Raw genomic sequence first — 19,318 nt, forward strand, 5'->3', positions numbered from 1 at the left:
CGGCGGGGGCCTACAGCGGCGGGCCGTCGATCCACTCGGAGATCTCGTAGAGCGTGTACTTCACCACGTCGCCGGGCCGACACCAGTCGGCCTCCGACGCGGAGGGCTCGACCACCACCTGCTCCTGGGAGAGAAGCCGGCCGGTGTTCGGGTCGAAGAGGACCCGGTGCTCGACGGTGCCGATGTCGGTCGGGTCGAAGGTGTAGGCCACACCCACGGCCTCCCGGCCGGACACGTCCCGCACCGCATCGAGCGGCCGGACGCCGGGAAGCCCGGCCAGGAGGGTGTACATGCCAGCTCTGACCTCGGGGGGGAAGGGGAGGTGCAGCGACCGGCTGACGTAGGAGAACCGCCGTGCCTCCTCGCTCTCGTGTCCGCTTCCCGTCGTCGACGGGTGCCGGATACCGGAAGGATCCTGCTCCGCCGGTTCGTCCGGCATGGGCTCCGAGGCGGGGAACAGCATCTCCTCCAGATCACCGGGGTCGGGGGAGGCCTCCTGGAGACCCTGGTGGTCCACGGTGCCGAGCCCGAAGTCCCAGCCCCCGGGATGGGGACCGGACATCTCCCCGAAGCCCTCCTCCTGCGTGGGGATGTCGTTGCGCGCCCCCTCGGGTCCGTACTCCCACCGAACGGGGGAGCCGTCACGCTCCCACGCGGCCCAGGCGTCCTCGTTCACCGGCTTCCACGTCGTCGCGTTGGTCCGCCGGGCGCTCAGCCCCCACTCCTCGCCCCCGCTCCGGCCCGTTCCGGTGTCGTACTCGCCCACCCAGCTCCAGTCCTCGGCGTGGTAGGCGTTGTACACCCCGTACCTGTCGTCCTCCGGACCCACCCCCCAGGCCTCTCCCGAGATGGTGCGCAGGTACCAGACGTCGCCCTTGACGAACTGGATCCCGGCCGCCTCGATGACCGGGGCCATCACCTCCATGGCGGGGCCGACCGCCTCCGCGGCCTCCGCGGGCGTCTCGGCGGCGGGCGCCGCGGCGCCCTGGGTACAGGCGGTCAGGGTGAGGATCACGGCCGCGGCGGCCGGGAGCAGGGAACGGACGGGATGCATGGGGGCTCCTGTTTCAGGGGGCGGATTCTCGGGGGGCGGAACCCCCCTGTCGGGACGGCCGCCCCGGGCGTGCGGTTCACCTGCCGGGATGTGCGCGGTCCCCGTGCGCATCCCGGGACCGGGACGTGGGCACCCCGCCCCGATCCTTCCGGAGGCCCCTCCGAAGGACCGCGGCGGGGCGCGGGATCACTACAGCGGGGGTTCGGCGATCCAGGCGGTCTCGTAGAGGATGTAGTCCACCACGTCTCCGGGCTCGCACCAGTCGGCCACCGACTCGGCGGGCTCGATCACCACCTCTTCCCGGGAGAGCAGCCGACCGGTCTCCGGATCGAAGAGGAGCCGGTACTCGACCGTGCCGAAGTCCGTGGGCTCGCCGGGGGCGTAGGCCACGCCCACGGCCTCCCGGTCGGACCGGTCCGTCACCTCTCCGAGCGGTCGCAGGCCGGGGAGCCCGGCCAGGACGGTGTACATGCCGGCCGACACCTCGGGGGGAGTGGGGATGGCCAGGTTGTGATAGATGTCCAGGAAGAGCCGGTCCTCCTCGCTCGCAGGCGCCTCCGGGTCCCGGTACGCGAGCATCATCTCCCGCAGCTCCTCCGGGGAGGCGGGCAGCTCCTGGAGGTCGCGGTGTTCCTGCTGGCCGCCTCCCAGACTCCACCCGGCGCCGCCGGGACCGAGGAGTTCCCCCTCGACGTTCGTGGCGGAGGCGAAAGGGATCGGCTGGTCGCCGGTCTCCTCGGAGGACCAGTACTCGGGGGAGCCGTCGCGCTCCCAGGCGGCCTGGTGCCTGTCGTCCACGAGGGCCCAGTCGCCGAAACCGTGACGTTGGGCGCTCAGGCTCTCCTCCTCGTCCGGGGAACCACCCCTCTCGAGGGGAAGCTCGCCCATCCAGCTCCACTGCTCGCCTGGACGGATGTCGTACACCCCGTACCTGTCGCCCTCGGGGCCCACGGGCACGGCCAGCCCGGGGGTGATGCTCTGGTACCAGACGTCGCCCTCGACGGGCTGGTTCCGGACCGCCTCGATGATCGGGGCCATCGCCTCCATGGCGGGGGCCTCCGCCTCCGTGGCCTCCCCGGAGGGCTCGGTGGCCGGGCCCACGCCGACCGTGAGCGATCCCGGGAACACCACCAGTGCCAGGAACACGGCGGCCGCCGCGACGACCGCGACCCCGCTCAGCGCCAGCGGCAGCAGGCGTGGTCGGCGCACCTGCCGGACATTCCTCTCGCCCGGCCGCCAGCCGGTCAGCAGCGCCAGCTCCTCCGGGGAGCGCTCGGGGATCTCGGACCTCAGGTTCCTCAGGTGGTCGAGCTCGTTCACCGGGTCACCTCCTCGTGGAAGACGGCGGACGCGGGCAGGTCGGCGCGCAGACGCCTGCGCGCGCGGTGCAGCCGGGAGCGCACGGTGCCCACGGGGATGCCCAGCACCGAGGCGACCTCCTCGTAGGTCAGCTCGCCCCAGGCGATGAGCAGCAGGACGTCGCGGTCGCCCTTGGACAGCCGCGCCAGGGAGGCCGCCAGGGACGCCGAGACCGAGGCGGCGTCCACGCGCTCGCCCACCCGGTCGGCGTGCCCCTCCAGGACCGGGTCGACGCCGGTCCGCGCCAGGGCCCGGTAGTGGCGGGTCTCGGTGCGGTGGTACCTGCGGATGAGGTTGGCGGCGATCCGCCACAGCCAGGGCCGCGCGTCGGGGTAGGCCGGGTCGTAGCGGTGCCGTTTGCGGAAGGCGATGTGGAAGGTCTCGGCGACCACGTCGTCGGCGTCGGCCGGGCCCAGCCTTCGGGCTGCGTAGCGCTGCAGTGCGGGTGCGTGCCGGCGGAAGATCTCACCGAAGCCGGTGGGATCGTGCAGGGACCGGCGGACGACCGACGCGTCGCTCTCCGCTTCTTCGGGCGGAAGCGCCCTGGAGGCGGTAGGGGACATGGGGGTCCAATCGTGGGGGCGTCAGGAAGGTGCTTCTACCTGTGTTAGCCCGATCCCGGGAAAGGGGTTCACGCCGCTCCGGGACGCGGCCCGTCCGCCCCCACCGGCCCGCCCCCGAACCGGGACAGCGGGATCGACAGCCCCGCCCACGCCACGTCGGCGACCGTCATGACCAGCCGCGACAGCACCGCCGCGACCAGGGCCGCACCGGCGTCCACCACCGGGGCCAGGGCCACCACCAGCACGGCCTCGCGCACCCCCAGCCCGGCCGGGGCGAACACCACCAGCAGACCCAGCGTCCACGCCAGCGCGTACGCCCCCAGCGCCGGGGCCAGGGACCCCCGCGGGTCGCCGCCCACCGCCCACACCAGCACCCACAGGTGCAGGCCCAGCGGCACCCACGCAGCCAGGGTCCACCCCAGCGCCGCCGCCATCGCCCGGCCGCCGATGTCCGGCGGCCCGGCCTCGGCCACCTCCCGGAACCGGGCGAACGGGCGCGCCGCCAGGCGCATCCCCCACCTCACCACGCGCGGGTGCAGCCCGGCCAGCAGCAGCGGCGCCGACGCCAGGGCCCACCACCAGGTGCGGGCCGCCCCCGCCGAGGACAGCGGCAGCGCCACCGCGGCCACCGCCAGGCCCGCGGCCACCGTCACCCCCACCGCCAGCAGGGTCGCCGCCGTGCCCCGCACCCGGGGCACCTCCCGGTCGCGGGCCAGCTCCACCTGGGCCACGAAAGCCCACACCGAACCCGGCAGGTACTTGCCGAGCTGGCCCACGAACATCACCCGCGCCGCCACCGGCACCGGAAGCGGCGAGCCCAGTCCGGACAGCAGGGCGCGCCAGGCCATCATCTGCGCGGTCAGGCCGGCCATCCCGGCCAGCACCGCCAGCGGCAGTGTCCACAGCGGAAGGGACAGCGCGGCCTCGCGCGCCTGCTCCCAGTGCCCGCGCAGAGCCCACGCGGCGCACGCGCACAGCAGCACCACCAACACGAACCGCACCCAGGGGTCGCGGCGCAGCCGAGCGAGCACCCGGTCCCTCCTCATCCGTCCTTGCGCCGACCCTACGCCCCGGGCCGTGTCCGGCGGACCGCGCCTCCTCCCGCCGGCCGCGGTCCGCCCCTCGGCCCATCCGGTTCACGGGGGCGGAACCGGCGGGGCGTAGGGTGCGGCTTATGACCGGTGCGAACGAACCCGCCCCCACCCCGTCCGCCATGCGACGCGCCCTGGCCCGCGCCCGGGACGGGAAGACCCTGGACGCCGCCGAGGCGGAGGTCCTTCTGCACGCCCGTGGCGAGGACCTGGACACGCTCCTGGGATACGCCTCCAGGGTGCGCGACGCCGGCCTGGAGGCGGCCGGCCGGCCCGGTGTGGTGACCTACAGCCGCAAGGTGTTCGTCCCCCTCACCCGGCTGTGCCGGGACCGCTGCCACTACTGCACCTTCGCGACGGTGCCCGGCCGCCTGGAATCCCCGTTCATGTCCCCGGACGAGGTCCTCGACATCGCCCGCCGGGGCGCCGCGATGGGCTGCAAGGAGGCCCTCATCACCCTGGGGGACCGCCCCGAGGACCGGTGGAGGCAGGCCGCGGAGTGGCTCGACGCCCACGGCTACGACGACACCCTGTCCTACGTGCGCGCCACCGCCATCATGATCCTGGAGGAGACCGGGCTCCTGCCCCACCTCAACCCGGGTGTGCTGACCTGGGCCGACTTCCAGCGCCTCAAGCCCGTCGCGCCCTCCATGGGCATGATGCTGGAGACCACCTCCCGGCGGTTGTTCGAGGAGAAGGGGCAGCCCCACTACGGCAGCCCCGACAAGGACCCCGCCGTCCGCCTGCGCGCCCTGGAGGACGCGGGCCGCTCCAGCGTCCCGTTCACCACCGGGCTGCTGCTCGGCATCGGGGAGACGGTCGCCGACCGGGCCGAGTCCATCTTCGCGATGCGCGCCGTCGCCCGCCGCCACGGCGGCATCCAGGAGGTGATCATCCAGAACTTCCGCGCCAAGCCGGACACCGCGATGATGCACCGCGCCGACGCCGAGATCGACGCGATGGCCGCGGCCATCGCGGTCACCCGACTGGTCATGGGGTCCAAGGCGCACATCCAGGCCCCGCCCAACCTCATCGGCGCGGAGGACGGCGGCCGCGACGAGTACGCGCTCATGCTCCGCGCGGGCATCGACGACTGGGGCGGGGTCTCCCCGCTCACCGCCGACCACGTCAACCCGGAGCGGCCCTGGCCGCAGACCGACGACCTGGCCGCCCGCAGCGCCGCCGGGGGGTTCGAGCTCAGGGAGCGGCTCACCGTCTACCCGGAGTACATCCGTGCGGGGGAGCCCTGGCTCGACCCGCGGCTGCGGGCGCACGTGGAGGCCCTCGCCGACCCGGACACCGGGCTGGCCGTCGAGGACGCGCCCCTGGTGGGCCGCCCCTGGCAGGAGCCCGAGGCGGTGCTGGCCGACACCGGGCGCACCGACCTGCACACCGCCGTCGACACCGAGGGGCGCACCGGCGACCGGCGCGGCGACTTCGACTCGGTGTACGGCGACTGGGAGGCCCTCGGCGAGGTCGACCGCGACGGCGCGGTGCCCCGCCGGTTCGACCCGGGGGTCGCCGACGCCCTGCGCGCCGCGGAGAGGGACCCGGCGGGGCTCACCGACGCGCAGGCGCTCGCCCTGCTGCACGCCGACGGGCCCGAGCTGGAGGCCCTGGCGGAGCTGGCGGACGGGGTGCGCCGCGACGCGGTCGGCGACGACGTCACGTTCGTGGTCACCCGGAACATCAACTTCACCAACGTCTGCTACACCGGCTGCCGGTTCTGCGCGTTCGCCCAGCGCCGCACCGACGCCGACGCCTACACCCTCTCCCTGGACCAGGTCGCCGACCGCGCGGAGGAGGCGTGGAACGCGGGCGCCACCGAGGTGTGCATGCAGGGCGGCATCCACCCGGACCTGCCGGGCACCGCCTACTTCGACATCGCCGCCGCCGTCCGCGAGCGCGTCCCGGGCATGCACGTCCACGCGTTCAGCCCGATGGAGGTGGTCAACGGGGCGGCCCGCACGAACCTGCCGGTCCGCGAGTGGCTGACCCGGGCCCGGGACGCGGGGCTCGGGTCGATCCCGGGCACCGCCGCGGAGATCCTGGACGACGAGATCCGCTGGGTCCTCACCAAGGGCAAACTCCCGGCGAGCGAGTGGATCGAGGTCATCACCACCGCGCACGACCTGGGCATCCCCACCACGTCGACGATGATGTACGGGCACGTGGACTCGCCCCGCCACTGGGTGGCGCACATCAAGCTGCTGCGCTCGCTCCAGGAGCGCTCGCTGGAGCGCAACGGGCGGCCGGGGTTCACCGAGTTCGTGCCGCTGCCCTTCGTGCACACCAACGCGCCCATCTACCTGGCGGGCCTGGCCCGCACGGGGCCCACGGTCCGCGAGAACCGGGCGGTGCACGCACTGGCCCGGCTGCTGCTGCACGGGGCGATCGACAACATCCAGTGCTCCTGGGTGAAGCTCGCGGAGGACACCTGCCGCCTGCTGCTGCGCGGCGGGGTGAACGACGTGGGCGGCACCCTGATGGAGGAGACCATCAGCCGGATGGCGGGCTCGGACCAGGGGTCGTACAAGACCATCACCGACATCCGCGCCCTGGTCGAACCCACCGGCCGCCCGCTGCGCCAGCGCACCACCCTCTACGGCGAGGTCCCCGCCGAACGCCGCGCCGTGGCCGAGGCCAGCGACGGCGTCGCCCCGAGCATCCTGCGCCGCTCCCTCCCCCTCGTCTGAGAGCCCGGGGCCGGGAACGGCGAAGGGGCGGGAGAGCCGGGGGATCGGCGCTCCCGCCCCTCCTTCAGGGGCCGCGCGGAGCGGGTGGGGGGCCGGGCCCCCGCGCGCGGCCCGGGGTCAGCAGGCGCCCCGGTCGAGCCAGACGCCCCACTCGCCGCCGGTGCCCGGCTCGTTGTTCTGGGTCCACCAGCGGGCCTCGTACTCGCGGCCGTTGTGGCTCACCCGGTCGCCGCCGGTGTAGACGGCGCCGGAGGACCACGGCGGGGCGGTGCAGTCGCCGGGCTCGCCGCCGCCCGGCCCCTCGCCGCCGTCGTCGCCGGGGCCGTCCACCACGGTGCCCGCACGCGGGTGGTCGTAGGTGATGGCGTACTCGGTGCCGCCGACCTCGACCCGCCAGTTGGAGGGCTGGGCGATGGGCAGCCGCCAGTTCAGGTTGAACGTGAACGTCCCCCCGCCGGCCGGGATGGACTGCCAGCCCGGAACGGTGATCCGCGCCCGGTGGAAGTCCCCGTCCAGGCCGCCGACGTTGTTCGCCCGGCTGTGCCCGATCTGGAGGTGGGTGAGCCCCAGCCCCGACTGGTCGCCCATGTTGCCCGGGGCGGAGGTGCCGTAGTCGAAGGTGATCTCGGCCCCGCCGGGGATCGCCGCCGCCGAGTTGTTGGTGATGGTGACCTTGGGGTTGATGGGGTAGTTGTTGTCGCCCAGCGCGAAGTCGTGGAACTCCACGTCCACGTCCAGGACCTCGGCCGGGGCCTCGGTCTCGGCCTTGACCGCGCCGTACGGTCCGGCCTCGCTCAGGGTCTCGTGCAGCGACGTGATGAGCGTGTCGCCCATCTCGTACTGGCCGGCGCCGGAGTCATAGGAGTAGTCGCCCGCCATCTCCCAGATCATGATGCCGCCCAGGCCCGTGTCGGCCACGTAGTCGGCCTTGGCCCGGATGGTCCGCTCGGCGTCACCGGTGAGGAACGTGCGGGTCTGCGGGTTCCACCACCACTCGTTCTTGGTGACGTCGTCCCAGTGCCGCTCGTAGGTGCCGACCAGCGAGCCGTCCACCCCGTAGTCGTCCACGTAGTCGCCGACCACGCCGTCCTCCAGGTTGAGGACGTGCCAGATCGGGTTGGCGCCCGCCGGGATCTCCCCGCCGGTCACCGGGTCGCTGTCGTGCCACAGGTTGTCGATGCCGCCGGCCCCGTTGCCGCAGGGGGTGTTGACACCGGTGCCGGGCGGGCACTGCGTCTGGTTCGGCAGCGCCGACCGCCCCCACAGCCCGTTCGTGCCGCCCTGCACGTCCGTCCAGCCGCGCGTGTAGAACGGCACCCCCAGGTTGATCCGGCCAGCCTGCATCGCGCCCCGGAAGTAGTGGTGGGCCCAGTCGGCGTTGAGGTAGCCGATACCGTTGTATGCCCCGTACACCGCGCTCAGCTCGGGGTCCAGGCCGCTGTCGTACAGCGCGCCGTTGTGGCCGACGAAGTGGTTCCAGGTGCCGTGCAGGTCGTAGGTCATCATGTTGACGAAGTCGAGGTACTGCACGACCTGGTGCACCTCCTGGCCGCGCAGCAGCCACCCGGAGGCGGGCACCGCGGCGGTCAGCTGGTAGTAGGTTCCGTCCTCGGCGGAGGCCTCGTCGAGCTTCTCGCGCAGGACGCGCATCAGCTCCTCGTAGCCCTCCCACAGCAGACCGCGCCGGGCGTCGGAGATCCAGAAGTCGTCAGGGCTGCCCGCGCCGCGGTTGGAGGTGGCGTACTCGTAGTCGATGTCGAGCCCGTCGAACCCGTACTCGCGCACGAACTCCACGGCCGAGTCCGCGAACGTCTCGATGCCCGCGTGGTTCACCCCCGTGGAGGTCGTCGTCATCGAGTAGAACCCGCCGCTGGCCACCCGCTCGCCGCCGTCGCCGAAGTACCCGCCGGTCTCGGCCCAGCCGCCGACCGCGACCAGGGTCTTCACCCCGGGGTGCTCCTTCTTGAACCGGTTGAGCTGGTTGAAGTGCCCCTGGTAGTCGTACTCGGGGTCGTTCTCCAGGCCCTCCCAGGTCATTCCGGTGGCGGGGTTGTCGGGGGTGTCCGGGCCCACGGACACGCGGTCGTCCGGGCCCACGTGCGCGAAGGCGTAGTTGATGTGGGAGATCCGGTCCCAGGGGATGTCGTCGGCCAGGTACTCGGGCTGCCCGTTGGAGCCGTTGCGCCAGCTGGTGAAGTACCCGATGACCCGCCGGTCGAGGTCGTTGGGGAGCTTCTCGCGGCCGTCGGCGTCGTAGACGTCGCAGTAGGGGACGTCCACGCCGGGGGTGGGGTACAGCCCGTCGGGCCGGCACTCCGAGTCGGAGGAGGCGGAGACCGGTGCGGCGGGCGCGGCCGGCGCGGCGGGTACGGCGTGCGCGGCCGCCGGGGTGAACAGCGTCCCGGCCGCCAGGGCCAGTGCCGCCAGGGCGGAGCCGAGCCGGCGGGCGGGGCCGCCGCGGGGACGGGGGTCGGGCATGGGGGTGACCTTCCTCGGGATCTCGGGGGATGCGCCGGACCCGGGTGCGGGCACGGCAGAGGACCCCGCCGGCGCGGTGCCGGGGGAGCGCGGGGAGAAGAAGGGGTGGGCGGGCCGTCCGGCGGCTGCCGGACGGCCCGGTCAGGGGAGGGTCAGCAGGCGCCGACGAGGCGCCAGACGCCCCATTCCCCGGTGGTGCCGGGCTCCTCGCCCTGCGTCCACCACTGGGCGCGCCACTCGGAGCCGCCGTGGGAGACCACGTTGCCGCCGGTGTAGACGTCGTTCCGGTTCCAGGCGGGGGCGGTGCAGTCGCCGGGCGGGTCGGTTGGCCCCCCGGTGGGCGGGTCGGTCGGCGGGTCGGTGGGGCCGCTGCCGCCGGGGCCGCTGTCGAGGCGGTCGGAGATGGTGTTCGCGAACGCGTAGCCGTTGGTGGCGTCCCAGTTGATGGACCAGGTCATCACGCCGCCGATGGGGCCGTACGGGGTGGAGGGGGAGAAGCTCCCGCAGTTGGTACCGGCCTCCAGGCAGTCGAGGGCGCGGACGATCTGGCTCGGGGCCATGTACCCGCCGCCCGCCGCGGAGGGGACGGCCGGCAGGCCCAGGCCGACCTGGCTCGGGTCCAGCCCCATCTCCAGCTGGATGCAGGCCAGCGCGGCGACGAAGTCGGGCGTGCCCTGGGAGTAGACCTTCTGGTCGCAGCCCATCATCGTGCCGGAGTTGTAGTACTGCATGTTGACGATGGTGAGGATGTCGGAGATGTTCGACGCCAGCTGGTAGTACCCCATGGACGGGGCCTGGAAGTCGATCGTCTGCGGCGCCATCGCGATGATGAGGTCGTCGCCGGCCTGGCCGTGCAGGTCGCGCAGCGCGTCGGTCATGTACCGGGCGTTGATGCCGTGTTCGAGGTCGATGTCGACGCCGTCGAACCCGTAGTCCCGCATCAGCTCGTACGTGGTGTCGGCGAAGTTCCGCGCCTGGGTGGGGTTGGAGACGATCACGTTCCCGCGCTCGCCGCCGACGGAGATGATCACCTTGCGGCCCTGGGCCTGGACGGCCGCGATGTCGGCGCGGAACTGCGCGTCGGTGTAGCCGCCCAGTTCACCGCTGGCGAGGTTGAAGGTGATCCCGCCGTCGAGGCTGGGGTGGTTGTCGGCGAACGCGACGGCGACCAGGTTGTATTCGGAGGGGATCTCCGACAGGGGCATCACGGTGGAGCCGTTGTCGAAGTTGTGCCAGTAGCCGGTCAGCCACTGGCCGCCCTGCTGCGCGGTGGATTCCTCGGCGGCCACGGTCTGTGCCTCGTTCGGTGTCCCGGGGAGCTGGGCCGCGCCGATGGCGAACGCGGTGGCCAGCACCGCGAAAGCCCCGGCCAGCAGGGCCTTCGCCCGGGGGGTACGGCTTCTGTGACGGTTCATGGTCGGGGGGTTCCTTCCGTCGAGCGGGGTGACGAAGGTCGGGGGGTCGAATTGTTAAGAAACCTTAGAGTTGCCTTACCCGTGCGTCAATGGAATGGGAAGGAAAGCTTTCAGTTTTCTTCGGCACCGGGTACCGGAACCCACGCCGGACCGACGCCCGGAATTCACCCCCCGTGCAACGACCCGCTTCCGTTCGCGCCCGGGTCGATATCCCTGTTCGGGGACCCCGGGGCGGTCTCCAGGCGGATGCCGGGGATTCCCGCCCCGGGGTGACGGGCCCGGCGCGGCGGGCGCGCCCGACGACGGCCCTCCCGGCCGCCGGGGCGGGCGCACGGCCCGTCCGGTACGGGGGAGAACGCTGCGTGCGGTGCCGCGGCCCGTGCCGCCCGGACGCCCGTACGCGGAGTCCTCGCACACGGACACCGCCGGCGGTCCCGGACGCCCGGGGCGATGGTCCCGCACCGCGGACGGCGCCGGTACGCGCCCGCCGCCGGTACGCGGTACAGGGCGCCGCCGTGCCCGGGCCGGGCCCCGGGACGCGCCGCACCGGCCGGACACGGCGAGGCGCCGCGGCCGCGCCCCAAAGGGGGCGGCCGCGGCGCGGGGTCCGCGGGTGCGCCTCAGCGGACCTCGACGAAGTCCTCCGGATCGCGCGGCGGCCGCTCCCGCGGCGGCTCGGCCGCGTGCCCCACCGCCACCGCACCCATCGGATGCCAGTCCGCGGGCACCTCCAGTACCTCGCGCACCACGTCGGGGCAGAACATCGTGGAGGAGACCCAGGCCGAGCCCAGCCCCTCCATGGCCAGACCCACCAGCAGGCTCTGCACCCCGGCGCCCATCGCCACGTGGAACATGGTCCGCTCGGCGTCTGCCCGGCGCTCGTCGGGGTAGTCGTGCGCCCCGTCGGCCACCAGGAACGGCACCACCAGGTAGGGCGCCCGCCGCAGCACGTCGCCGCGCCGGGTGCGCCGGGCGATCGCCGCCTCGTCGAACCCGTCGCCGCGCAGGTCGGCCACCCACGCCCGGAGCATCGCGTCCAGCAGCAGCTCGCGCACCCGCGCCGACTCCACCAGCACGAACCGCCACGGCGTGGTGTGGTGCGGGGCGGGGGCGGTCACCGCCGCCGCCACCGCGCGGCGCACGGCCGCGGGGTCCACGGGATCCCCGGTGAACGCGCGCACCGTGCGCCGGGCGGGCACCACGTCGCGCGAGCCGTACCGGAACAGGTCGGCGTCGGCGGGGCGCACCAGCGCCGCGGCCCCCGGCCCGTCCCCGTCGGTGACGACCGACAGGCCGCTCACCACCGCCACCGGCACCCCGCTCGTCTTCCCCTTGACCAGTTCCCCGGCCGCGGCGATCTCGTCGGCGACAGCGTTGACGGTCGCCTCCATGAGGTTGCCGTACGTGTCGGTGGTGCCCCGGAGGTCCTGCACCGGGTCCACCCCGGCCGCGCCGATGGCCACGTCGGTCTGTCCGACCCGCCAGGGCCGGCCGAAGGTGTCGGAGACGATCACACCCACCCGCACGCCCAGCCGCTCCCGCAGCCCGGCGCGCAGGGCCCGGGCGGAGGCGTCGGGGTCCTCGGGCAGCAGCAGCACCGTCCCGGGCTCGACGTTGGAGGCGTCCACTCCGGCGGCGGCCATCACCAGCCCGTGCCGGGTCTGCACGATCCGGGTCCGGCCCGCCCGGGCCACCACCCGCACCGTCTCGGCGTCGACGGCGGCCCTCCGGTCCATCCGGCGCAGCCGCCCCTCGGCCTTGGCGACGATCTTGGAGGTGACCACCAGCACGTCGCCGTCGACCAGCGGCTCACCGGAGGCCGCCACCGCGTCGGCGATCAGCGCGACCAGGTCGGCGCCCTCGCCCACCTCGGGCAGGCCGGCCAGGCCCCGCACCCGCACCCCGGTCCCCGCGCCCGCGCTCACGCGCCGCCGCCGTTGCGGTCGGCCAGCTCGCGGCCCAGGTCCAGGGCCGCCCGTGCGATCGCCTCGGTGGCCTGCGGGTCGCTCATGTACAGGGGGCGCGAGCGCACCTCGATCCCCTCGACCCCGGTGCCCGCGTCGGCCTCGTCCACCAGCCACCCGTCGAGCAGGTCGGCGCCCAGGTGGGCGGCCACCGCCCCGGCGCTCGTCTCCACCCCGATCGCCTCCAGGCAGGCGTCGGCCATGCCGCGCACGGGGGCGCCGCCGATGATGGGGGAGACCCCCACCACGGTCTTGGCGGCCAGGGCCTCCCGGATCCCGGGGACGCCGAGCACGGACCCGATGCTCACCACGGGGTTCGACGGCGGCAGTACCACCAGGTCGGCCTCGGCGATCGCCTCCAGGACCCCGGGGGCGGGCTCGGCGTCCTCGGCACCCACGCTGACGATGCTCTGTGCGGGCACCGCCGCCCGGTACCTGATCCACCACTCCTGGAAGTGGATCGCGCGCCTGCGCCCGTCCTCCTCGATGACCACGTGCGTCTCGACCTGGTCGTCGGTCATCGGCAGCAGCCGCACCCCCGGCCGCCACCGGTCGCACAGCGCCTCGGTGACCGCCGACAGGGGGTAGCCCGCGGCGAGCATCTGGCCGCGCACGATGTGGGTGGCGGTGTCCCGGTCCCCCAGGCCGAACCAGGTGGGGCGCATGCCGTAGGCGGCCAGCTCCTCCTTGACCGTGAAGGTCTCGTCGGCCCGGCCCCAGCCGCGCTCCTCGTCGATGCCTCCGCCCAGGGTGTACATCACGGTGTCCAGATCCGGACATATCCTCAGTCCGAACAGGGTGATGTCGTCACCTGTGTTGCCGATGACGGTGATGGTGTTCGTGCTCTGTTCCTCCGGGACCGGCGAGTCGATCCCCAGCGCGGCCTTCAGGCCCCGCAGGAAGCGCGCTCCGCCGATGCCACCGGCCGGTACGACTATCCGCATGCGTCCAAGTCTGGCAGGCTGGGGGCATGTACGGGTCGTCTGCCCCACCGTGGGTGCGATCCGGGCGTGACCGTACCGGTACCGCCGGTTCGTCGTTCGGCCGAACCTCGGTACCGTGGCCGCCGTCCCACTTTTTCGGTCCGGTCCTCCGGCGTCCCCGTGTTCCGCAGCCGGGATCGGCCGATTCCATCCGACAGCCCGACGACAGTGCCACTCTTCCTCCGACGAGGGCGGCGACGAAGCAGCAGAGGGGAATCTCCCTTGAACAACGAAACACTGGAACGCCTGCGCCTACCGGTGGCGTGGGTCCTGATCGGTGCGGCGGGCGCCTCGGTGCTCTCCGGCCTGATCTGGATCATCTCCGAATCGGGTTTCCGGGGCCGCGGCTTCCCCTCCGGCATGGTCGATGCGGGCTCCGGCTTCTACGGCCTGCAGGTGGTGGTCCCGCTCGCGGTGGCGGTCCTCCTGGTCGTCACCTCCGAGCGCGCCCGCTCCTCGGCCTCCGGCGTCGTGCTGACCGCGATGATCCTGTCCGGCGTCGGCCTGGTCTTCGCCCTGGTCTCCCTGATCGCGGGCTTCATGCTGGGCAGTGAGCTGAACCGGGTCAGCGTCGGCTTCGCCCACCTCGTCGAGGTCCTCTCCCTGGCCGCGGTACTGGGCATCTTCGCCTTCGTACTGCTCAAGGTGTTCAACGACCCGACCCTGGTGCCGCGCGCGACTCCGCAGCAGCAGGTCTACGGGGGCTACCCGCAGGCCGGTGCGCAGCCGCAGGCCTACGCCCAGCCGGGCTACCAGGACCCGTCCGTGACCGGCGGCCAGCCCGCGGCCGACCCCGCTCAGGCCGTTCCGGGCCAGCAGGCCGCCTACACCACGGGTGCCCAGCAGGCGTACGACCCGAACCAGTACGGGCAGGCGCAGCAGGGCTACGACGCCTCGGGCCAGGCGCAGGGCTACGACGCCGCGCAGGCGCAGCAGCAGGCGTACGACCCGGGCCAGTACGGCCAGACGCAGCAGTACACCACGGGTGCCCAGCAGGCGTACGACCCGAACCAGTACGGGCAGGCGCAGCAGGGCTACGACGCCTCGGGCCAGGCGCAGCCGCAGGCCGCGTACGGCACCGACCCCGCCCAGGCGCAGCAGCAGGCCTACGACCCGAACCAGTACGGGCAGGCGCAGCAGTACGGCACCGGCGCCCAGGCCCAGCAGGGCTACGGCCAGTCCTACGACCCGTCCCAGTACGCGCCGCAGGGCGACCAGGCGGGTGCCGCCTCCGGTGAGCAGGCCGCGCAGGACGCCATCAACTACGGCTGGTACCAGGGGCAGGGGCAGGCCCAGCCCGCACAGTCCGAGAGCGGAGTTGAACCATTCTTTAACTCCGGTGAGAACAACGGTACGGAGACGACCGACCAGGGCGGCTCCACCTACGGAGACCAGTACGGCTCGACTCCCGGATACGGCTCTGACCAGCAGGGACAGGGTGGAACCGGGGGTCAGCAGGGCTGGTACGGGGGAGAGGGTCAGCGCTGAGCCCCCCGCGAGGGCCCCGTGCCCCCCGCCTCCTTGGAACGTCGTGAATTGCGTGGTAATCCGCAGAACGGACATGAACCGAGCGGCGAAGACGCTTCGTTACATGATATTCAGTGGATTACCACGCAGGGCGCTTGACGAGTAGCACTGCGTCCGCGTGTAATTTCAAGGTGGGATTCCACCCGGCCCGGGGGACGAAAAGGGTCGGGTCATCTATGGGGGGCAACAGGAGGTGCGCATGAGCGAGGTCATCCCGCTGGCGCACGGCTCGGATGAGGATCTGGGCTGGCAGGAACGCGCACTGTGCGCGCAGACCGACCCGGAGGCGTTCTTCCCCGAGAAGGGCGGCTCGACCCGGGAGGCCAAGAAGGTCTGTCAGTCGTGCGAGGTGCGTGCGGAGTGCCTGGAATACGCGCTCGAACATGACGAGCGCTTCGGTATCTGGGGGGGACTCTCCGAACGCGAGCGCCGAAGGCTGAAGAAAGCCGCCGGAGGGGATTTCGATTTCCTGGCGGAGCTTCTGTAGGAGGCGTGCGCGTGGGGCGCGTCCGGGCTGCGAGCCCGGGCGCGCTTTTCTCATGTCCCACACCGGTCGGGGCCGAAGTGAGGTCCGGTGCGTACAACCATTCAATGGCCAATAGGGGGATAAGGCGCCGGTCGCACGGTCCGGGGTGAATAGGTACGCAATGGTGCGGGGTGGCGTAGGGTGATGTCCCGCACGCACCCGTGCCCGTCCCCGACCCGCGGTCGGGACCCGGCGTGACCGCACGCCCGCAGCCCCGCCCGGCCCCGGTGCCCGGGAGGCCCCGCCCCTTCCCTCGGAGAGAGCCACCACAGCCGTGCTCGACCTCGACTCGACCCGACACGTCGTGACCGCGGTCATCGTGTCCCACGACGGGGCGCGGTGGCTGCCGGAGACCATGGCCGCGCTGCGCGCCCAGAGCCGCCCGGTGCAGCGCGCCGTGGCCGCCGACACCGCGAGCACGGACGGCGGCGCGGACATCCTCCACGAGTACCTGCCCCCGGACGCGGTCATCGGGATGCCCGCCGACACCGGTTACGGCGACGCCGTGCGCGCCGCCCTCGAACTGCCGCGCTCCACCTCCCCGGTGAGCGGCTTCGACGAGGACGCCACCGAGTGGATCTGGCTCATCCACGACGACCTCGCCCCGGAGCGGGACGCCCTGGCGCACCTCCTCGCCGCCGCCGACCGCGACCCGCGCGCCGCCGTCCTGGGGCCCAAGCTCCGGGACTGGTTCGACCGCCGCCTGCTGATCGAGATCGGTGTGACCATCGACGGCGCCGGCCGCCGGGAGACCGGGCTGGAACCGCGCGAGTTCGACCACGGCCAGCACGACGGGACCCGCCGGGTCCTGGCCGTGTCCAGCGCGGGCATGCTCGTCCGCCGCGACGTGTGGGAGCGCCTGGGCGGCTTCGACCGGGCCCTGCCGCTGTTCCGCGACGACATCGACTTCTGCTGGCGGGTGGGCGGCGCCGGGCTGCACGTCCTCATCGTCACCGACGCCGTTGCCCACCACGCCGAGGCCTCCGCCCGCCGCCGGCGGCCCATCGGCGCCACCCGCAACCACCCGCGCCGGGTGGACCGCAGGCACGCCGTGTTCGTACTGCTGGCCAACCTCCCCTTCGGGGGCATGCTCGCGGCCCTGCTGCGCAACTCCGTCGGATCGCTGCTGCGCGTGATCATGTACCTGTTCATGAAGCAGCCCGCCAACGCCCTCGACGAGGCGGCCGCGATCACCCTGGTCTACCTGCGCCCGGACAAGCTCCTGCGGGCCCGCTTCCGGCGCCGTCGCGACCGCCGCCGCACCTACAGCGCCATCCGGCCCCACCTGGCGCGCGGCGTGGCCGCGCGCCAGTTCGCGGACTTCCTCACCGGTGTGCTCTCCGGCGAGCCGGTCATCGACACCGCGGGCCGCCACCAGGCCGTCACCACCGCGCCCGCACCCGAGGACGAGGAGCCCCTCACCGACACCGGGGGCTTCCTGCGCCGGGTGGTGCTGCGCCCGGGGCCGCTGCTCGTCATCGGTCTGACGGTCGTCGCGATCGTCGCCGAACGCTCCCTGCTCTTCGGTTCCCTGCTGGCCGGGGGCGCCCTGCCGCCCGTCGCGGGCGGCGCCGCCGACCTGTGGGACCTCTACCTCTCCGGGGCCCCCGACACCGGCCTGGGCTCAGCCGGCGCGGTCCCGCCCTACGTCGGGATCCTGGCCCTGCTGTCCACGGTCACCTTCGGCAAGCCCTGGATCGCGGTCTCCCTGCTCCTGCTCGGCGCCGTGCCCCTGGCCGGGCTCACCGCCTACCTGCTCGCCCGCGAGGTGCTCGGATACCGGCCCGCCCGGGTGTGGATGGCCGCCTCCTACGCGCTGCTGCCGGTGGCCACCGGGGCGGTCGCCCAGGGGCGGCTGGGCACCGCCGTGGTCCACGTGCTCATGCCCGTGCTGGGCCTGCTGCTCATCCGCGTGGTGGTGATGCCCGCCAAGCACTCCCGGCGGGCCGCCTGGGGACTGGGCCTGACACTGGCCGCCGCCACGGCGTTCGTCCCCCTGGTGTGGCCGTTGGCACTGGTCACCGGCCTGCTGGTGGCGGCCGCCTTCGGCCACCTGGGCCGCCGCCTCTACGCCGGTATCGGCATCGCCCTGGGCGTCCCCCTGGTCATGCTCATGCCGTGGACCCTCGACCTGCTGCTGCACCCCTCCCAGTGGCTGCTGGAGGCCGGGCTGCACCGCCCCGAACTGTCGGAGCCGGGCGCCACCCCCGAACAGCTGCTCATGCTCTCCCCGGGCGGGCCGGGAGCGCCCCCGGTCTGGGTGACCGCCGGGCTGCTGACCGCCGCCCTGTGCGCGCTGCTGCTCCTGCGCAACCGCATCCTGGTCGCCGCGGGCTGGTCCCTGGCCGTGTTCGGGCTGCTCGTCGCGGTCCTCACCTCCCGCCTGGTGATCGAGCCGAACTTCGGCGGCCCGCCCGCCGCGGTCTGGCCGGGGGTGGCGCTGACCTTCGCCGCCACCGCGGTGCTGCTGTCGGCGGCCACCGCCGCCCGCGCCTTCCGCACCATGGTCTCCCTGGGCGGACTGCGCCGGGTCTTCGCCGCCGGCGTCGCCCTGCTCGCCGTCACCACGCCCCTGGCCGGGGCGGGCCTGTGGATGTGGCGGGGCGTGGACGGCCCCCTCACCGCGCACGCCGCCCCGGTCCTGCCCGGCACCCTGGTCGGCGGCGGAGTCGGCCTGAGCGACGACGGCACCGAGCCGCGCACCCTCGTCGTCACCCCCGGCGCGGAGGGCGGGGTGGACTACACCGTCGTCCGCGGCCGCGAACCCCGCCTGGGCGAGGAGCGCATCCGCCCCGACGGCGAGACCTTGGCCGCCGTGGACCGGGCCGTCGCCGAACTGGCCATCGGCCAGGGCGGCGACCGGCTGCGCGTCCTGGCCGACCACGGGATCCAGTACGTGCTCTACCCCAGGCCGGAGGCCGGCACGGTCGCCGACGTCACCATCGTGGACATGCTGGACGGCACCCCCGGGCTGGTACGGGAGTCGCTGTCGGGCCGCTACGGCCTGTGGCGGCTGGCCGAGCCGACCGGGCGGCTGCGCGTGGTCTCCGAGGACGGGCTGGAGACGGAGCCGCTTCGGGTGGACGGCCCCGGCCACGACTTCACCGCGCAGGTGGAGGAGGGCGGGACCGGCCGCCGCCTGGCCCTGGCCGAGACGGCCGGGAACGGCTGGCGGGCCGACGTCGACGGTACCGAGCTGACCCCCGTCGACGTCCCGGGGGGGAACCAGGCCTGGGCGCTGCCGGCCCAGGGCGGCGAGGTCCGGGTGTGGCACACCGACCACGTGCACACCGCCTGGACGGTCACCCAGGGCGTGCTGCTGCTCGTCGTCGCCGTCCTGGCCGCCCCGGGCGTGCGCACCGAGGAGGACGTCCGCCTCATCGAGTCGACCCCGGCCCCCCGGCCCCGCCGCCCCGGGAAGCCGCGAGTCCCGCGCCGCGGACGCCGCGGTTCCCGGGCGCGCTCCGCGTCCGGGGACGCCGCGGAGGAGCCGCCGGCCGGAGAGGCGGAGGCCCCCGCCACCGGGGAGTTCACCGTCACCGACACCGGGTCGATCACGACCGTGCGCGGCCGCCGTCGCGGCACCCGCCGCAAGGGGCGCCGCCGGGCGGGTCCCGGCGGCGCCGACACCGCCGTCCCGGACGACGAGAGGGAGGAGTAGG

The 19,318-nt window shown here is 73.7% G+C and carries 12 protein-coding genes; 4 read left to right on the forward strand and 8 right to left on the reverse strand.

The window, feature by feature from the left end:
* Positions 1-10: 10 nt before the first annotated feature.
* From ACSUPR_RS21410 to ACSUPR_RS21425, 4 genes are all read right to left on the reverse strand, one after another.
* Positions 11-1,054 (reverse strand): CU044_5270 family protein, encoded by a 1,044-nt coding sequence (locus ACSUPR_RS21410; protein ID WP_436886488.1) that lies wholly within the window; start codon positions 1,052-1,054, stop codon positions 11-13.
* Positions 1,055-1,243: 189 nt separating this feature from the next.
* Complete coding sequence (locus ACSUPR_RS21415) at positions 1,244-2,374, reverse strand: CU044_5270 family protein (protein WP_436886489.1); 1,131 nt, start codon at positions 2,372-2,374, stop codon at positions 1,244-1,246.
* A complete protein-coding gene (locus ACSUPR_RS21420; RefSeq protein WP_436886490.1) occupies positions 2,371-2,976 on the reverse strand; it encodes an RNA polymerase sigma factor in 606 nt (201 codons plus the stop codon). The genes ACSUPR_RS21415 and ACSUPR_RS21420 overlap by 4 nt, the downstream gene beginning before the upstream one ends.
* 68 nt (positions 2,977-3,044) lie before the next feature.
* On the reverse strand, positions 3,045-4,007 hold the full coding sequence (locus ACSUPR_RS21425) for a lysylphosphatidylglycerol synthase domain-containing protein (RefSeq protein WP_436886491.1): 963 nt from the start codon (positions 4,005-4,007) through the stop codon (positions 3,045-3,047).
* A gap of 182 nt (positions 4,008-4,189) precedes the next feature.
* Between ACSUPR_RS21425 and ACSUPR_RS21430 the strand changes: the two genes are divergently transcribed.
* Complete coding sequence (locus ACSUPR_RS21430; RefSeq protein WP_436892091.1) at positions 4,190-6,763, forward strand: bifunctional FO biosynthesis protein CofGH; 2,574 nt, start codon at positions 4,190-4,192, stop codon at positions 6,761-6,763.
* A gap of 117 nt (positions 6,764-6,880) precedes the next feature.
* On the opposite strand, the gene ACSUPR_RS21435 is transcribed toward ACSUPR_RS21430, so the two are convergent.
* The 4 genes from ACSUPR_RS21435 to cofD all read right to left on the reverse strand — a co-directional run bounded on the left by ACSUPR_RS21435 (position 6,881) and on the right by cofD (position 13,564).
* Positions 6,881-9,241, reverse strand: coding sequence for a chitinase C-terminal domain-containing protein (locus tag ACSUPR_RS21435; RefSeq protein WP_436886492.1), 2,361 nt, complete (start codon positions 9,239-9,241; stop codon positions 6,881-6,883).
* 152 nt (positions 9,242-9,393) lie between these two features.
* Complete coding sequence (locus tag ACSUPR_RS21440) at positions 9,394-10,656, reverse strand: glycosyl hydrolase family 18 protein (protein WP_436886493.1); 1,263 nt, start codon at positions 10,654-10,656, stop codon at positions 9,394-9,396.
* A 620-nt stretch (positions 10,657-11,276) separates the two neighbouring features.
* On the reverse strand, positions 11,277-12,581 hold the full coding sequence (locus ACSUPR_RS21445; protein WP_436886494.1) for a coenzyme F420-0:L-glutamate ligase: 1,305 nt from the start codon (positions 12,579-12,581) through the stop codon (positions 11,277-11,279).
* The gene (cofD, locus tag ACSUPR_RS21450; RefSeq protein WP_436886495.1) at positions 12,578-13,564 is read right to left on the reverse strand and encodes a 2-phospho-L-lactate transferase; all 987 of its coding nucleotides are present in this window, start codon (positions 13,562-13,564) and stop codon (positions 12,578-12,580) included. The genes ACSUPR_RS21445 and cofD overlap by 4 nt, the downstream gene beginning before the upstream one ends.
* 261 nt (positions 13,565-13,825) lie before the next feature.
* Between cofD and ACSUPR_RS21455 the strand changes: the two genes are divergently transcribed.
* From ACSUPR_RS21455 to ACSUPR_RS21465, 3 genes are all read left to right on the forward strand, one after another.
* On the forward strand, positions 13,826-15,091 hold the full coding sequence (locus ACSUPR_RS21455) for a hypothetical protein (protein ID WP_436886496.1): 1,266 nt from the start codon (positions 13,826-13,828) through the stop codon (positions 15,089-15,091).
* 238 nt (positions 15,092-15,329) lie between these two features.
* Positions 15,330-15,617, forward strand: coding sequence for a WhiB family transcriptional regulator (locus ACSUPR_RS21460; RefSeq protein ID WP_436886498.1), 288 nt, complete (start codon positions 15,330-15,332; stop codon positions 15,615-15,617).
* Between the two features lie 313 nt (positions 15,618-15,930).
* The gene (locus ACSUPR_RS21465) at positions 15,931-19,317 is read left to right on the forward strand and encodes a glycosyltransferase (protein ID WP_436886499.1); all 3,387 of its coding nucleotides are present in this window, start codon (positions 15,931-15,933) and stop codon (positions 19,315-19,317) included.
* Position 19,318 lies beyond the last annotated feature (1 nt).

Origin of the sequence: Nocardiopsis dassonvillei, from assembly GCF_964273065.1 — a bacterium.
In the GTDB taxonomy this organism is placed as follows: Bacteria; Actinomycetota; Actinomycetes; order Streptosporangiales; family Streptosporangiaceae; genus Nocardiopsis; species Nocardiopsis dassonvillei_B.

Bases quoted from the DNA above. Each gene is read 5' to 3' on its own strand.
- ACSUPR_RS21460 (WP_436886498.1), top strand. From the start codon at position 15,330: ATGAGCGAGGTCATCCCGCTGGCGCACGGCTCGGATGAGGATCTGGGC.
- ACSUPR_RS21420 (WP_436886490.1), bottom strand. From the start codon at position 2,976: ATGTCCCCTACCGCCTCCAGGGCGCTTCCGCCCGAAGAAGCGGAGAGC.
- ACSUPR_RS21410 (WP_436886488.1), bottom strand. From the start codon at position 1,054: ATGCATCCCGTCCGTTCCCTGCTCCCGGCCGCCGCGGCCGTGATCCTC.
- ACSUPR_RS21430 (WP_436892091.1), top strand. From the start codon at position 4,190: ATGCGACGCGCCCTGGCCCGCGCCCGGGACGGGAAGACCCTGGACGCC.
- ACSUPR_RS21435 (WP_436886492.1), bottom strand. From the start codon at position 9,241: ATGCCCGACCCCCGTCCCCGCGGCGGCCCCGCCCGCCGGCTCGGCTCC.
- cofD (WP_436886495.1), bottom strand. From the start codon at position 13,564: ATGCGGATAGTCGTACCGGCCGGTGGCATCGGCGGAGCGCGCTTCCTG.
- ACSUPR_RS21440 (WP_436886493.1), bottom strand. From the start codon at position 10,656: ATGAACCGTCACAGAAGCCGTACCCCCCGGGCGAAGGCCCTGCTGGCC.